The sequence below is a fragment of the Allobosea sp. GW821-FHT12C12 genome (assembly GCF_058807355.1).
The window spans coordinates 34,658-49,049 of the sequence record NZ_JBXAQP010000005.1; the positions used below are offsets into that span (position 1 = coordinate 34,658).

The window sequence follows — 14,392 nt, forward strand, 5'->3', positions numbered from 1 at the left end:
TCGTCCTCGAAAAGCGGCTGGTCCGGGTTGCGATTTTGGATGGTTCTAATCGCTTGCGCTGTTCTGGCATAATCGGTTTCTCCGGTGGGGCCGATACAATGTCTGGTCGAGACCCTTCGTGCCGCGTTCCGGCGCGCTGTCCTTCGCCGCCACGGGGATGCTCGCCGGCGATTTGCCTGACGGCGGTCTTGTTCTCGACGGGCGGCGCGGCCGGTATTTCCCGCCTGACCGGACCTGCCGTCCTCGCGGCGCTCTATCTCGCTCTGGTCTGCGGCGCGCTGGTCTTCTTCCTGCGGGCCTGTGCCCTGGGCAAGACCTCGCCGACGCTCGTGGCCGTCACGATCGCGGTCAATCCGGTCACGGCGACGCTGCTCGGGCTCGCCATGCTCGGCGAGGCGGTCCAGCCGAGCCTTGTCGGCGGCCTCGTCGCGGTGCTGGCCGGCATCCTCGTCGCGTCCGAGCTGTCGCCATGGCGACGAAAGTCTTGACGGGGTCGAACGAAAAAAGGCCGGCGTTTCCGCCGGCCTCACGACGTGTCTGGGATGGATCGCTCAGCGCGCGACGACGACGCGGGTGCCGACCTTGACGCGCTCGTAGAGGTCGATGACGTCCTCGTTCAGCATGCGGATGCAGCCCGACGAGACGGCCTGGCCGATGGTCTCCGGCTCGTTCGAGCCGTGGATGCGATAGAGCGTCGAGCCGAGATACAGGGCGCGCGCGCCCATCGGGTTCTCCGGGCCGCCCGGCATGAATCGCGGCAGGTCGGGGCGGCGCTTCAGCATCTGGGCCGGAGGGGTCCAGGTCGGCCACTCGGCCTTGCGGGTGATGTTCTGCGAGCCGGCCCAATCGAAGCCTGGACGGCCGACGCCGACGCCGTAGCGTATCGCCTTGCCGTCGGGCATCACGAGATAGAGCCGGCGCTCGCTGGTGTTGATCACGATCGTGCCGGGACGGTAGGAGCCGGCATAGGCCACGGTTTCACGCGGAATCGCGGTCGCCTGCGCCTTGGCGGGATCGACCGTCGGGAACAGCGGCTGGCGGGTCAGAGGGTCGATTTCGGCCTGGGCGGGAGCAGCGAGAGCGAGCAGGCCAAGGCCGGCAAGCGTGGCCATGCGGAGAAAGCGGTTCATCAGGACCTCGGGCGGACGGCGGGGAAACGCGGATCATGAAATTGACCCGAAAAGGTCAACATCCTCTCAATTTTCTGTCAGAGTCCCGCACTCTCCGCTAGTGCGCGCTCATCACATCGGTGCGAGGCAAGGGCTTTGCAGCCTCCCGTTGCGCGTCTGCAACATGATTGCCCGAGGGTCGGCTTTTCAGCACGACGCAGGCGCCGCCACGCTCCTGGATGAGCCGGCACAGGGCCGCGTCGACGCCGGAGGAGGGCGGGTCCTGCGCTGTCGCCGGTCGCGCGGGCGCGAGCAGCGGGAAATAGAGCGCTGCCACGATAAAGACTGGCTGCCTTGTCAAGGCGGCGGCTCGTCAGCCGGTCCGCTTGGCCGCGACGGCCGTGATCTCGATCGCATGGCCGGGCGAGGCCAGCGCCGCCTGCACCGTGGCGCGGGCGGGCGCATGGCCGGGCGCGACCCAGGCGTCCCAGACCGCGTTCATCTCGGCGATCCTTGCGATGTCGGTCAGGAAGATCTGGACGCTGAGCAGACGCTCCTTGCCGCTTCCGGCCTGGGCGAGCGTGTCCTCCAGCAGGGCCAGAACCTCCTTTGTCTGCTCCGCCAGCGGCGCGCCCTGCGTCGTCTCGGCGACATGGCCGGCGAGGAAGACGATGCCGTTGAAGGCGGCGGCGTCGCACCAGCGCGCGGTGAGGCCGGTTCGTTCGATGGTCATGGTGTCAGGCTCGCTGCCGGGGAAGGGAGCCTCAGCATAACCTGTCCGCACGGCCGTCGAGAACGTCGCCTCGCAGCCGCCGGCGCGGCCGCCTCGCCTTGACGACAAAGGGCGCGCCCACTAGGACAGCGCGACCGGGCGACTAGCTCAGCGGTAGAGCACTCCCTTCACACGGGAGTGGTCACAGGTTCGATCCCTGTGTCGCCCACCACCTCGTTTCCCGCGAAGCGAACCGGCTCCGGTCGGCATTGGCCGATTCGGCGCCGACCGCATGGCTGCCCGTATCCGTTTGCAGGCCTTAAGCCCTTCCTCGGCCACGATGGCCTGTCCATATTGGAGGAAGCTGGGCAACGGAGGAGATCCGTCATGCATGTCAGGGAAACAACCGAACCGACCACCTTTCAGGTCGTCGCCGGCCTGCTCGCGTCGATCGCGCTGCTCGTCGGGGTGATGTCGCTCTGAGGCAAATTCAGGCCGGCAGGGCCAGCACCTCGCGCACGGCCCCTGCCAGCTCGTCGAAATGCCGGATCACGCGGTCCGGATTCAGGCTCTCGATCGAGACGTCGGTATAGCCGAACGGCACGCAGATCGAGGGAATGCCGGCGGCGCGCGCCGCATCGATGTCGGTGCGCGAATCGCCGACCATCACGGCGCGCCTCGGATCGCCGCCCGCGGCCTCGATCGTCAGGGTCAGATGGCGCGGATCGGGCTTGTGCCAGGCGAAGCTGTCGCGTCCGGCCAGCGCGGCGAAGTGGTCCGTGATGCCGAAATGGTCGAGGATCAGCCGTGTGTGCAGGATCGGCTTGTTGGTGCAGACCGCGAGCTTGAAGCCCTCGGCCTGCAAAGCCGCCATCGCCTCCAGCGCGCCGTCGTGGATGAAGCTGTGCGAGGCGACGTCCTCGGCGTAGATCAGCAGGAAATCCTCGAACAGCCGCTCCAGCGTCTCCGCATCGAGCGGTTTGCCGGAAACCCGGAAGCCGCGCTCGATCAGAGCGCGCGCGCCGGCGCCGACCAGTTCGCGCGCCCGCTCGAGGGGCAAGGCCGCAAGCTGCTCCCGTTCGAGGATGACGTTGAGCACGCGCATGATGTCGGGCGCGGTCTCGGCCAGCGTTCCGTCGAGATCGAACACGACGATAGGAGACAGGCTCATGGCGGGTTCCGGATGGGCTTGCCCGCATAAAGGCCGTCGGCTTCGGCTTGGCAAGCGCAACCGGCAAGCGGCTGGACGATCGATCGCGCATCGAACCGTCGCCGATGCGGTGATACACTGGCGTCGATTCGGCGGCGCGGCCGTCGCGGAGGGGTTGAGCGTGGTCACAAAGGGTTTCGACGGTCTCTGCCGGCTTGCCGCGATCGCAGGGCTTTGCCAGTCCTTCACGGGCGCGGCCCTGGCTGCGCCGTTCGAGTTCGCGCCTGCCCCGCAGACCGACCTCAACCGCGTCTATCGCATCGACCGGCCGACCGGAGAGGTCGGGGCCTGCCAGTTCCAGCTCAAGGATGGCGGCGTCGGCGTCACGATCTGCTTCCCGCCCGGCGAGGGGGCTGGCCCGCAGGCCCCGAGCGACTATCTGCTCGTGCCCTCCCGCCACGAGCGCGAGGGCGGTATTTTTCGCGTCAATCTCCGCACCGGCGAGATGAGCATCTGCTACGTCTTCGACGACAAGGTGGTCTGCACGCCTCAGGCGAAATAAGCGGACGCGCCCGGCGCATCGTCCTGCGCCGCCAGTCGTCGCGGCATGCCCAAAATGGCGTCGGCAAGCGCCGCGCCGGCGTGCTAGACCCCGGCGAACGATCCGCCCGGAGGCCGCCATGCCGAAGCTCACCGATCCCTCGCTGCTGAAGTCACAGTGCTATGTCGATGGCGCCTGGATCGGCGCGGGCGTCGACGCGGTCGACAATCCCGCGACCGGCGTCGTGCTGGCGAAGGTGCCGCGCTTCGGGGCAGCCGAGGCGACCGCCGCGGTCGAGGCCGCGAGCCGCGCCTTCAAGCCCTGGGCGAGGAAGACCGCCAAGGAGCGCTCCGCGATCCTGCGCGAATGGTTCGAGCTGATCATGGCGAACCAGGAGGACATCGCGCGGATCATGACGGCCGAGCAGGGCAAGCCGCTCGCCGAGGCGCGCGGCGAGGTCGCCTATGCCGCCTCCTTCGTCGAGTTCTACGCCGAGGAGGCCAAGCGCATCTATGGCGAGACGATTCCCTCGCCCTTCCCGAACTCGCGCATCATCGTCCAGAAGCAGCCGGTCGGCGTCTGCGCCGCGATCACGCCCTGGAACTTTCCGGCCGCGATGATCACGCGCAAATGCGCCCCGGGCCTCGCCGCCGGCTGCGCCTTCGTGGTCAAGCCCGCGCCGGACACGCCGCTGACCGCGCTGGCGCTGGCCGAGCTCGCTCATCGCGCCGGCTTCCCGAAGGGTGTGCTGAACATCGTAACCGGCGACGCCAAGGCGATCGGCGAGGTGATGACCGGCCATCCCGCCGTGCGCTTCGTCGGCTTCACCGGCTCGACGCCGGTCGGCAAGCTCCTGATGCAGCAGGCCGCCTCGACCGTGAAGAAGGTCGGGCTGGAGCTCGGCGGCAACGCGCCCTTCATCGTCTTCGACGACGCCGATCTCGACAAGGCGGTCGAGGGCGCGATCATCGCCAAGTACCGCAACATGGGCCAGACCTGCGTCTGCACCAACCGCCTCTTCGTGCAGGACGGAATCCACGACGATTTCGTCCGGAAATTCGCCGGCGAGGTCGCGAGGATGAAGGTCGGCGACGGCGTCGAGGTCGGCGTGGTGCAGGGCCCGCTGATCAACGAGCGGGCGGTCGAGAAGGTCGAGCGCCACGTCGCGGACGCCGTCGCCAACGGGGCGAAGGTCGTGGTCGGCGGCCGGCGTCACGCGCTCGGCCGCACCTTCTACGAGCCGACCGTGATCTCCGGCGTGACGACGAAGATGCTGGTGACCCGCGAGGAGACGTTCGGGCCGATCGCCCCGGTCTACCGCTTCACCACCGAGGACGAGGTCGTGGCGATGGCCAACGACACGCCCTTCGGCCTGGCGAGCTATTTCTACACGAAGGATCTCGGCCGCGCCTTCCGCGTCGCCGAGGAGCTGGAATACGGCATGGTCGGGATCAACTCCGCCATCCTCGGCACCGAGGTCGCGCCCTTCGGCGGCGTCAAGGAATCCGGCCTCGGCCGCGAGGGCTCGCTCCACGGCATGGATGAGTTCGTCGAGATCAAATACATGCTCGTCGGGGGGCTGGGAGCGTGAGCCAAACCGTTTCCAGGCAGGACGATCTGAAGAAGCTCGCCGCGGCCCGCGCCCTCGAGCTGGTCGGGCCCGGCATGCGGCTCGGCCTCGGCACCGGCTCGACGGCGAAGCATTTCGTCGATCTGCTCGGCGCGCGCGTCGCCGCGGGCTTCGATATCGTCTGCGTCGCGACCTCCGAGGCGACGCAGGCCCAGGGTCTCGCGCTCGGCATCCCGATGTCGACGCTGGACGAGACGCCCGAGCTCGACCTGACGGTCGACGGCGCCGACGAGGTCGATCCCGAACTCCGGCTGATCAAGGGCAATGGCGCGGCCCATCTGCGCGAGAAGATCGTCGCCTGCGCCTCGAAACGCATGATCGTCATCGCCGACGACACCAAGCTCGTCGCGCAGCTCGGCCGCTTCCCGCTGCCGGTCGAGGTGCTCCCGTTCGGGCTGGAGGCGACGCGCCGGGCCATGACGAGGGCGATCGAATCCGCCGGCGAGAGCGGCGAGCTTGTGCTGCGGCGGCGTCCGGATGGCGGCGCGGTGGTGACCGACAACGGCAATCACATCCTCGACGCGCATCTGCGGAAGATCGCCGCGCCTGAGGCCCTCGCCACCGCGCTGAACGCCGTGCCCGGCATGGTCGAGCACGGCCTGTTCCTCGGCATCGCGACGGGCGCGATCCTGGCCGGAAAGGACGGCCTGCGGCTGCTCGGCGCAATCGAATGATTCCCTCGCGCGAAAATCCGCGCTATGGGGCGTGACGACGCGGCCCTCCCGCCGCCCCACGCATGAAGGTTGCCATGGCCAAGTTCCGTCATCGTCTCGTCGCCGCGGCGCTCGCATTCGCATGTGCCGCCGGGATGCCCGTCTTCGCGCAGGCGCCCGCCGCCGTCGCGCCGCCGCTCTCCGCGTCCCATGTCCAGGCGGCGCGCGACGTGCTCGAACTGACCGGCATCACCCAGACTTTCGAGCAGATCTTCACCGAGTTCCGCGACAACACCCGCCAGCTCGTCACCTCGACCCGTCCCGAGATGGCGAAGGACATGGATGAGGTCGTGAACTCGCTGAAGCCCGAGGTCGACAAGCGCCGAGAGGACATCACGCTCGCAGCCACCGAGGTCTTCGCCAAGCGTTTCACGGAAGCCGATCTCAAGGAGATCGCGGTCTTCTTCCGCTCGCCGGTCGGGCAGCGCTATCAGTCGCTGCGCAACACGGCGCTCGAGGAGGTCTTCAAGCTGCTCACGCCCTGGAGCCTGCAGACCAGCAACATGCTGTTCGACCGCTTCGCGCAGGAAATGCGCAAGCGCGGCCATCAGCTCTGACGAGTTGGCGACCGGCCTCGAGGGTCAGTTCACCGGGCCGCGCCCGCCGACCGCGTCCATCGTCGGGTCGCTCGGCCTGGCCCCGCTCGCCCGGTTGACCGTCACAGTGACGATCAAGAGCAGGACGCCGCCGCCGATCAGCGCCCCGGCGATGTTGTGCTGGACCGCGTCGCGGCCGGTCCACGGACCGGCGAAGAAGACGCGGGACAGCGCGCCGACGATCGGCAGGATGGTCGGCGTGCGGAAATGGTCGTGCCCGACCTTGTCATTGCGCAGCACAAGCACGGCGATATTGACCAGCGTGAAGACGCAGAGCAGCAGCAGCGCCGTCGTGCCGCCCAGCGCCGGAACCTCGCCGACGAAGGTGATGAGGGCGAAGGCCAGCAACGTGGTGAAGCCGATCGCGATATAGGGCGTGCGCCGCGTCGCATGGACCCTGCCGAGCATGGACGGCAGCACATGCTCGCGACTCGTCCCGTGACCGGCCGGCTCGCCATCGGCATGTTGATCAGCGCCCATGCGGCGACGGCGAAACGTCCCGATGGAGGGGCGCCGCCACTGCTAGATATCGGCGAACATCTCCAGCAGATTGCCGTCCGGATCGCGAAAGAACAGGGTGCGGTGTCCAAAAGGCTGATCGGTCGGCGGCGACACCAGTGCGATGCCCTTGCGCGTCAACTCGTCCGCGCATTGATCGACCTGCTGCGCGGTGACCTTGAAGGCGAGCTGAAGCGATGCGCTACCGCTCGGTACTGGCGCATCCGTGGCCGTTCGCCTCGGCCGGGCCAGCGTCAGCGTGTTGCCGCCGACCTGATACTCGATCCAGTCGCCCGAAAGCTCACGGTGCGGCTGGAAGCAGAGGACGTCTTCGTAGAAGCGCCGCATCGCCTCCATGTCGCGCACGAAGATGACCGTGTAGTCGATCGCCCGGATAGCCGTGAAAGCCGAACCGGCCTTTGGGTCTCGCTCGCTCACGTCTCGCCCGTCGCTGGCCAGCAGGCTGCCGCGCTCAGTCCTCCGCCGCCTTGAACTGGCTGAGCTTGCTCATCACGAAGGGTGCGACCAGCGCGATGAAGGAAAGGCCGAGCAGGGTGGCCGAGCCCGGATTCTCCAGCAGGATCATCGGGTCGCCTTGGCTGATCTGCAGCGCGCGCCTCAGCTGCGCCTCCGCCATCGGCCCGAGGATCAGCCCGACCACCATCGGCGCGACCGGATAGTCGTAGCGCCGCATCAGATAGCCGAGATAGCCGAACAGGAAGAGCATGCCGAGTTCGACCGGCGAGGGATTGACCGCGAGCGTGCCCATGGTGGCGAAGACGAGGATGCCGGCATAGAGCCAGGGCTGCGGGATCGCCAGCAACCTGACCCAGAGGCCGATCAGCGGCAGGTTGAGGATCACCAGCATGAGGTTGGCGATGAACAGCGACGCGATCAGGCCCCAGACCAGATCGGGCTTCTCGGCGAAGAGCAGCGGGCCGGGGTTGAGCCCGTATTGCTGGAAGCCCGCCAGCATGATCGCGGCCGTGGCCGAGGTCGGCAGTCCCAGCGTCAGCAGTGGCACCAGCACGCCTGCCGCGGAAGCATTATTGGCGGCTTCCGGCCCGGCGACGCCCTCGATCGCGCCCTTGCCGAATTCGCCGGGATATTTGCAGAGCCGCTTCTCGGTCGAATAGCTCAGGAAGGTCGGCACTTCGGCGCCGCCGGCCGGCAGCGCCCCGATCGGGAAGCCGAAGGCGGTGCCGCGCAGCCAGGGCGCCCAGGAGCGCTTCCAGTCCTGCTTGCTCATCCACAGCGAACCCTTGATCGGCACGATCTCCTCGGGCTCCCGGAAGCGCTTGGACGCGACGAACAGCGCCTCGCCGACCGCGAACAGCCCGACCGCAAGGGTCGTCACCTCGATGCCGTTGAGCAATTCCGGCACGCCGAAGGTCAGCCGCGCCTGCCCGGTCAGCTTGTCGATGCCGATCAGTCCGAGCGAGATGCCGATGAACAGGCTGGTCAGGCCGCGCAGCGGCGAATCGCCGAAGGTCGCGGAGACCGTGACGAAAGCCAGGATCATCAGGGAGAAATAGTCCCACGGTCCGAACTTGACCGCGATGTCGACCAGCCAGGGTGCGAGAAAGGCAAGCCCGATCGTCGCCAGAAGGCCGGCGACGAAGGAGCCGATCGCGGCCGTCGCCAGCGCCGGCCCGCCGCGCCCGGCCTTGGCCATCTTCGAGCCTTCGAGCGCGGTCGCGAGCGAGGCGCTTTCGCCCGGCGCGTTGAGCAGGATCGCGGTGGTCGAGCCGCCGTACATGCCGCCGTAATAGATGCCGGCGAACATGATCAGGGAGCCGCCGGGGTCGAGCTTGAAGGTGACCGGCAGCAGGAGCGCCACCGTCAGCGCCGGGCCGATGCCGGGCAGGACGCCGACGGCGGTGCCGAGGAAGACGCCGATCAGGGCGAAAAGCAGCTTCGACGGTTCGAGCGCGACCGAGAAGCCGTTCATCAGGGCGACAAGCGTGTCCATCGTCTTGGCGGCCTTTACAGGAACAGGCGTTCGAGCGGGCCCGACGGCAATATCAGCGTCAGGAGCTTGGAGAACATCAGGAAGATGGCGAGGCCGAGCGCGAGCCCGATGCCGATGTCGACCGGCATCGCCTCGCGGCCGAATCCGCGCGCCGTGCAGGCGAAGAGGATCGCGGTGGCTGCGATGAAGCCGCCCCCGAAAGCGATGCAGGCGACGAGACCGGCGAGTCCGCCGACGATCCAGAGGATGGCGCGGGTATCGGCTGACTCCGGTTTCGGGATGCCGTCGCGGAACGCCACGACGAGATGGGCGAGCCCCAGCAGCACGAGCCCGAAGCAGACGACATAGGGCATCGCCGTGGGCCCGAGCCCGTAATTGGAGACGATGGTCTGTTTCGAGGCGTCACGGGCGATGATGGCCGCCAGGCCAAGCAGAAGCGCCGCTACGGCGAGCGCCGGCCTGTCGACCCTGCGCGCGATGGTTTCGTTGGCCATGCTGATGCCTGTCCTGTCCCGGCCAGCTCTCGTCTGGCCAATTCCGTCACCGCGGCGTTGCGCAAAGGATCGAAGGGAACGGTCGCCCGGCCCCTTCGATCCTTCCGCGCCAGCCTATTTCACGAGACCGACGTCCTTCATCACCTTGGTGACGCGCGCCTCCTCCGCCTTGAGGAAGGTTTCGAATTCGGCGCTGGCGAGATATGCGTCGTCCCAGCCGCGCGCCTTCAGAACCTCGGCCCATTCCTTCGACTTCACCATCTTGTCGACGGCGTCGCCGAGCGTCTTGCGCTGTTCGGCGGAAAGACCGGGAGGGGCGACGACCGAGCGCCAGTTCAGCAGTTCGAGATCGACGCCCTGCTCCTTGAAGGTCGGCGCGTCGGCGGCATTGTCGAGGCGCTTCGACGAGGAGATGCCGATCACGCGCAGCTTCCCGGCCTTGATCTGGCCCTCGAACTCGCCATAGCCGGAGATGCCGACCGTGACGCGCCCGCCGAGCATGGCGGCCAGCGCCTCGCCGCCGCCGGAGAAGGCGATGTAGTTGACCTTGCTGGTGTCGCCGCCGACCGCGCTGGTGATCAGCGCGGCCAGGATGTGGTCGGCGCCGCCGGCCGAGCCGCCGGCCCAGGTCACCTTGCCCGGATCGGCCTTGATCCGGTCGGCCAGATCCTTGGCGTTCTTGATCGGCGATTCGGGCGGCACGACGACGACCAGGGACTCGGCCGTCAGACGTGCGATCGGAGTCGTCTGTGTCAGGTTGACCGGCGACTTGTTGAGCAGGATGGCCCCGACCATGACGAAGCCGTTGACCATCAGCTGGCTGCCGTCGCCCTTGCCGCTGTTGATCAGCTGGGCGAGGCCGATCGTGCCGCCGGCGCCCGGCACATTGGCGACCTGCACGCTCCTGGCGATGCCCGACGCCGTCAGCGCCTGCTGCATCGAGCGAGCCGTGCCGTCCCAGCCGCCGCCGGGCGCGGCCGGAGCCATGATCTTCAGCTCGAGCTGGGCGAAAGCCGCCGTCGTCAGGCTGGCCAGCGCGACCGCCGTCATGGCGGTGCGCTTCAGAATGGATGTCAGCATGTCAGTCCTCCCATCGCGGATTCTCCGCTCGTTCGTGCCGGCAGTGGCGCTATGACGCGGCCCCAGTCAATTGCTCGCGATTGCATAATCCCAAGTCAAGGTCTTTCGCGGGGCGCGCATGTCCTGGAACGATGCGCGGAAGGTCGGTCCGCGCTCCCGTCGCGCGGCTTTTGCTTTGCCGCTGGGGCGCGGATCGCGTAAGCGCTCCGCCATGAACCTCTCGCCGGCAACGCTCGATCCCTCGCACGACACGCAGGCCGACGCTCCCCGCGAGCGCCGCATCCGCGCGCTCGAAACGATCGGAGCCGGGTTGCTGGTGGCGCTGCCTTTGGCGATGTGGCTCGCAAACCGATCCGCGCCGCTGCTGTTCGGCCTCGCCGCATCGGCTTTCCTGGCGGCGCTCTGGCAGCGCGGCGGGCTTCCCGGGTTGCTCGAGCGCCTGCGCCGCGCGCTGCTGAGCCCGATCGGGCTGGCGCTCGTCGCCTTCCTGCTCTGGTCGCTGATCTCGCTCGGCTGGAGCCATCGCCCCATGCAGGGCCTGCCGATGTGGGGCGAGCTCGTCCTGCCGCTGATCTGCGGCCTGGTCATCGCCGCCAGCGGCGGATTGCGGCCCGATCGCAGGCTGGCGCGCGCGCTCGCGATCGCGATCATCCTGGCCTCCGTTCTGATCATGATCGAGCTCGCGAGCGGGTTGTCTCAGCGCGCCCAGCTCGGCATCGGCCGCCCCTACGGCTTCATCTTCAACCGGCCGGTGCTCACCTGCGTCGTGCTGCTGACCGCGGCCCTGCCGCCGCTGCTGCATGGCGGCGGCGCGCGGCGCGCGGACCTTGCCCTCGCCGTCGGTCTGGCGACGACGGTCGGCGTGCTGACCATCGTCGCCGACAGCGGCGCGGCCGTGCTCGGCTTCGGCATCCTGCTGCTGGTCTGGAGCCTGGCGCTGCTTGCGCCAAGGCTGACGCTGGCCGCCGTTGCGCTCGGCTTCGTCGCGACGATGGCGCTCGCGCCCGTCCTTGGCTTGCTCGCCAATGCTGCGCTGCCGGCGGCTTTGCACAAGACATTGGCCCGGTCGCATACCAGCGAACGCGTCACGATCTGGCTGAGCTTCGGCGAGGCGATCCGCGCACGCCCGCTGCTCGGTTCGGGCTTCGGCGCATCGGCCGCGCTCGACAGCCACCCCGTCGCCGCCAGCGTCGCGCCCGAGCGTCGCGAGATGCTCGCCGTCGGCCATCCTCACAGCGCGCCGATGCAGGTCTGGGTGGAAACCGGGATCGTCGGCGCGGCGCTTCTCGCCTTCGCCGGACTTGGGCTGCTGGCGAGGTTGCGAAAGCTGCCTGCGCGCGAGCTTGCGCCTCGTCTGGCGCTGTTTGCGATGGCGTTCGGCGTAGCCTCGGTGGCGCATGGCGCCTGGCAGGGCTGGTGGATCGCGGCGCTGGCCGCAGGCGCGGCCTGGCTCTGGACAGGGCTCGGCCGGGACCATCAAGCGAACAGAGGCCCGTGATGAGCGAATTCGACGTTGATCTCTTCGTCATCGGCGCGGGTTCCGGCGGAACCCGCGCCGCCCGCGTCTCGGCCGGGCATGGCGCGCGCGTCATGATCGCGGAGCAGGACCGCATCGGCGGCACCTGCGTCATCCGCGGCTGCGTGCCCAAGAAGCTCTTCGTCTATGCCAGCCGTTTCGCCGAGGATTTCGAGGACGCCGCCGGCTTCGGCTGGAGCGTGCGGAAGCCGACATTCGACTGGCCGACCCTGCGCGACGCCGTCGCGAACGAAGTGACGCGGTTGTCGGGCCTCTACCGCAAGGGGCTGGAAGGCGCCGGCGTCGCGATCCGCGAGGAGCGTGCCGTGGTCGAGGGACCGCATGAGGTGCGCCTGCGGAAGAGCGGCGAACTGGTCCGCGCCAGGCATATTCTCGTCGCGACCGGCGGCTGGCCGGGCTTCGATCCGCCGATTCCCGGCGGCGAACTCGCCATCTCCTCCAACGAGGTCTTCCATCTGCCGAGCCTGCCGCCGCGCGTGCTGGTCGTCGGCGGCGGCTACATCGCGCTCGAATTCGCCAGCGTCTTCGCGCGGCTCGGCGTCGCGGTGACGCTGCTGCATCGCGGAGACAACGTCCTGCGCGGCTTCGACGAGGACATCCGGACGCGCCTGCGCGACGCGCTCGGCCATGCCGGCATCGCGCTCAGGCTCGGCTGCACCGTCGACCGCGTCGAGGATCTTGGCGGCGGCGTGAAGCGCGCCCATTGCGCCTCGGGCGCGCCGATCGATGCGGAGGCGATTCTTGTCGCGACCGGGCGGCGGCCGCATACGGCAGGCCTCGGGCTGGAGGCGGCAGGCGTCGAGCTTGGCCCCATCGGTCAGGTCATCGTGGACAGGAGATCGGCCTCCGGCGTGCCGTCGATCCACGCCGTCGGCGACGTCACCAACCGGGTCAACCTGACGCCGGTCGCGATCCGGGAAGGTCACGCCTTCGCGGATTCGACCTTCGGCGGCAAGCCTTGGCATGTGGACCACGGGTTGATCGCCTCGGCCGTCTTCACCACGCCGGAAGTCGGCACGGTCGGCCTCGGCGAGCAGCAGGCGCTGGCGGCGGGCCACCGGCTGCGCATCTTCGAATCGGGCTTCCGCCCGATGAAGGCGACGATCTCGGGCCGCCAGGAACGCATCTACATGAAGCTCGTGGTCGATGCGGAGACGGACAAGGTGCTCGGCGTCCACATCCTCGGCCACGACGCCGGCGAGATCATCCAGGCGGTTGCGATCGCCGTGACCATGGGTGCGACCAAGGCCGATTTCGACCGCACCATCGCGCTGCATCCGAGCGCGGCGGAGGAATTGGTGACGATGCGGACGGCGAGGGCAGGTTAACGCTCAGGGCGAGACGACGACGCCGAGCCCTCTGGCTGCCGTGGCGAGCGCCTTGTCCCGCGTCGCGAGGCCGGCCCCCTTGCGCAGGGCCAGTTCGAGATAGGCGGCGTCATAAGTCGTCAGCGAATGGCTTCGCGCCAGCGCCGTGATATCACGCCAGGCGCGACCAGCCGTCTCGGGGTCCGTGGCGATCGGCAGTTCGCCAAGGAGCGTCAGCCTGATGGCGACATCCGAAGGTGTGAGCCGGCCCTTGCGCCCTGCCTGAAGCAGGATGTTGCCGATCTCAAGCTGGAACAGGCCCGGTACGACGGCGCTATCGCTCCGAACCGTCTCGGCGATCGCGTCGGTTTCCGGAGAGGCCTCGTCCTCGAAGCACCAGGCCAGCGCGATCGACGCGTCGATCACCAGCATCAGCGCCGGCCTTCATCGCGCAGTGCCTGCCATGACAGACCGCCGAGCGTCACGCCCTTGCGCAACTGCTTCAGGCGTTCGAACGCGTCTCCGCTGCGGCTGCCATTGAGATCGGCGGCCCCGATCAGGCGCGCCAGCGGCCGGCCATGCTTGGTGATGACCACCTCCTCGCCGGCGGCGACGCGTTCCAGCAGCGCGGACAGATGGGTCTTGGCCTCGAAGGCGCCAACGGAGATCATGGCATTCTTTCAACCAGAACTTCAGACTGGTTGAAAAAATAGGACTGATTGCGGATATCCGCAAGTCCGCTGACTTCCGCCGGGCAGCGCTTATGGAACGATGCAGTCCGCTTCTGGAAGGCGACCGCCGTCATCCGCGTTCCCTGTCTCGCATGATTCAAAATCGCAGCGCTCCGAGGCGGCGCTGGAACAACTTGAATCGGGATCGCATAGGCTTGAATCGCAATCTTCGCGGCCGGCGACATCGCGTTGGGCCGATTCAGATTTTCTGGAACGCTCGGGATTGCGATCGCACGCACCTATCCGCGCCTCGTCGCGGGCCCGTCGCGACAGTGGCCAGCCTGCCGTCTTGGGTGTATAGGCCCGCTTTCGCGCCGACACG

Annotated in this window: 18 protein-coding genes and 1 tRNA gene; 8 read left to right on the plus strand and 11 right to left on the minus strand. The window is 68.2% G+C overall.

Features of this window, described 5'->3' with window-relative positions:
• The first annotated feature begins 188 nt into the window (after positions 1-188).
• Positions 189-488 carry an EamA family transporter gene (locus AC1RRW_RS08630; RefSeq protein WP_492900282.1) on the plus strand — a complete coding sequence of 100 codons (300 nt, stop codon included), beginning with the start codon at positions 189-191 and terminating at the stop codon, positions 486-488.
• A gap of 63 nt (positions 489-551) precedes the next feature.
• On the opposite strand, the gene AC1RRW_RS08635 is transcribed toward AC1RRW_RS08630, so the two are convergent.
• Both AC1RRW_RS08635 and AC1RRW_RS08640 read right to left on the minus strand, forming a co-directional pair.
• A complete protein-coding gene (locus AC1RRW_RS08635; RefSeq protein WP_492900283.1) occupies positions 552-1,130 on the minus strand; it encodes a L,D-transpeptidase in 579 nt (192 codons plus the stop codon).
• Between the two features lie 352 nt (positions 1,131-1,482).
• Positions 1,483-1,842: a RidA family protein gene (locus AC1RRW_RS08640; RefSeq protein ID WP_492900284.1), complete on the minus strand. Its 360-nt coding sequence runs from the start codon at positions 1,840-1,842 to the stop codon at positions 1,483-1,485.
• A gap of 136 nt (positions 1,843-1,978) precedes the next feature.
• On the opposite strand from AC1RRW_RS08640, the gene AC1RRW_RS08645 reads away from it, so the two are divergent.
• A tRNA-Val gene (locus AC1RRW_RS08645) sits at positions 1,979-2,053 on the plus strand.
• 258 nt (positions 2,054-2,311) lie between these two features.
• Here the strand turns inward: AC1RRW_RS08645 and gph are convergent.
• Complete coding sequence (gph, locus tag AC1RRW_RS08650; RefSeq protein WP_492900285.1) at positions 2,312-2,992, minus strand: phosphoglycolate phosphatase; 681 nt, start codon at positions 2,990-2,992, stop codon at positions 2,312-2,314.
• 160 nt (positions 2,993-3,152) lie between these two features.
• Here gph and AC1RRW_RS08655 point away from each other — a divergent pair, with 160 nt between their 5' ends.
• The 4 genes from AC1RRW_RS08655 to AC1RRW_RS08670 all read left to right on the plus strand — a co-directional run bounded on the left by AC1RRW_RS08655 (position 3,153) and on the right by AC1RRW_RS08670 (position 6,412).
• Positions 3,153-3,533, plus strand: a complete 381-nt coding sequence (locus AC1RRW_RS08655; protein WP_492900286.1) for a hypothetical protein — start codon at positions 3,153-3,155, stop codon at positions 3,531-3,533.
• 118 nt (positions 3,534-3,651) lie between these two features.
• A complete protein-coding gene (locus AC1RRW_RS08660; protein WP_492900287.1) occupies positions 3,652-5,103 on the plus strand; it encodes an NAD-dependent succinate-semialdehyde dehydrogenase in 1,452 nt (483 codons plus the stop codon).
• Positions 5,100-5,816, plus strand: a complete 717-nt coding sequence (gene rpiA, locus AC1RRW_RS08665) for a ribose-5-phosphate isomerase RpiA (RefSeq protein WP_492900288.1) — start codon at positions 5,100-5,102, stop codon at positions 5,814-5,816. The genes AC1RRW_RS08660 and rpiA overlap by 4 nt, the downstream gene beginning before the upstream one ends.
• 74 nt (positions 5,817-5,890) lie before the next feature.
• Positions 5,891-6,412: a DUF2059 domain-containing protein gene (locus tag AC1RRW_RS08670; protein WP_492900289.1), complete on the plus strand. Its 522-nt coding sequence runs from the start codon at positions 5,891-5,893 to the stop codon at positions 6,410-6,412.
• 24 nt (positions 6,413-6,436) lie between these two features.
• Here AC1RRW_RS08670 and AC1RRW_RS08675 read toward each other — a convergent pair whose 3' ends face one another.
• The 5 genes from AC1RRW_RS08675 to AC1RRW_RS08695 form a co-directional block, all read right to left on the minus strand.
• Positions 6,437-6,931, minus strand: a complete 495-nt coding sequence (locus tag AC1RRW_RS08675; protein WP_492900290.1) for an amino acid permease — start codon at positions 6,929-6,931, stop codon at positions 6,437-6,439.
• A 42-nt stretch (positions 6,932-6,973) separates the two neighbouring features.
• A complete protein-coding gene (locus tag AC1RRW_RS08680) occupies positions 6,974-7,387 on the minus strand; it encodes a VOC family protein (protein ID WP_492900291.1) in 414 nt (137 codons plus the stop codon).
• A gap of 34 nt (positions 7,388-7,421) precedes the next feature.
• Complete coding sequence (locus AC1RRW_RS08685) at positions 7,422-8,921, minus strand: tripartite tricarboxylate transporter permease (RefSeq protein ID WP_492900292.1); 1,500 nt, start codon at positions 8,919-8,921, stop codon at positions 7,422-7,424.
• Positions 8,922-8,935: 14 nt separating this feature from the next.
• Positions 8,936-9,415: a tripartite tricarboxylate transporter TctB family protein gene (locus AC1RRW_RS08690; protein WP_492900293.1), complete on the minus strand. Its 480-nt coding sequence runs from the start codon at positions 9,413-9,415 to the stop codon at positions 8,936-8,938.
• Between the two features lie 114 nt (positions 9,416-9,529).
• Positions 9,530-10,495 carry a Bug family tripartite tricarboxylate transporter substrate binding protein gene (locus AC1RRW_RS08695; RefSeq protein WP_492900294.1) on the minus strand — a complete coding sequence of 322 codons (966 nt, stop codon included), beginning with the start codon at positions 10,493-10,495 and terminating at the stop codon, positions 9,530-9,532.
• Positions 10,496-10,706: 211 nt separating this feature from the next.
• Between AC1RRW_RS08695 and AC1RRW_RS08700 the strand changes: the two genes are divergently transcribed.
• Positions 10,707-11,993, plus strand: coding sequence for an O-antigen ligase family protein (locus AC1RRW_RS08700; protein WP_492900296.1), 1,287 nt, complete (start codon positions 10,707-10,709; stop codon positions 11,991-11,993).
• Complete coding sequence (gor, locus tag AC1RRW_RS08705) at positions 11,993-13,360, plus strand: glutathione-disulfide reductase (protein ID WP_492900297.1); 1,368 nt, start codon at positions 11,993-11,995, stop codon at positions 13,358-13,360. Before AC1RRW_RS08700 ends, gor begins: the two co-directional genes overlap by 1 nt.
• A gap of 3 nt (positions 13,361-13,363) precedes the next feature.
• Here the strand turns inward: gor and AC1RRW_RS08710 are convergent, their stop codons facing one another.
• The 3 genes from AC1RRW_RS08710 to AC1RRW_RS08720 are packed head-to-tail and all read right to left on the minus strand — an operon-like array spanning position 13,364 to position 14,309.
• On the minus strand, positions 13,364-13,771 hold the full coding sequence (locus tag AC1RRW_RS08710; protein WP_492900298.1) for a type II toxin-antitoxin system VapC family toxin: 408 nt from the start codon (positions 13,769-13,771) through the stop codon (positions 13,364-13,366).
• Positions 13,771-14,010, minus strand: a complete 240-nt coding sequence (locus tag AC1RRW_RS08715; RefSeq protein WP_492900299.1) for a type II toxin-antitoxin system Phd/YefM family antitoxin — start codon at positions 14,008-14,010, stop codon at positions 13,771-13,773. The genes AC1RRW_RS08710 and AC1RRW_RS08715 overlap by 1 nt, the downstream gene beginning before the upstream one ends.
• Positions 14,007-14,309: a hypothetical protein gene (locus tag AC1RRW_RS08720; RefSeq protein ID WP_492900300.1), complete on the minus strand. Its 303-nt coding sequence runs from the start codon at positions 14,307-14,309 to the stop codon at positions 14,007-14,009. Before AC1RRW_RS08720 ends, AC1RRW_RS08715 begins: the two co-directional genes overlap by 4 nt.
• Positions 14,310-14,392 lie beyond the last annotated feature (83 nt).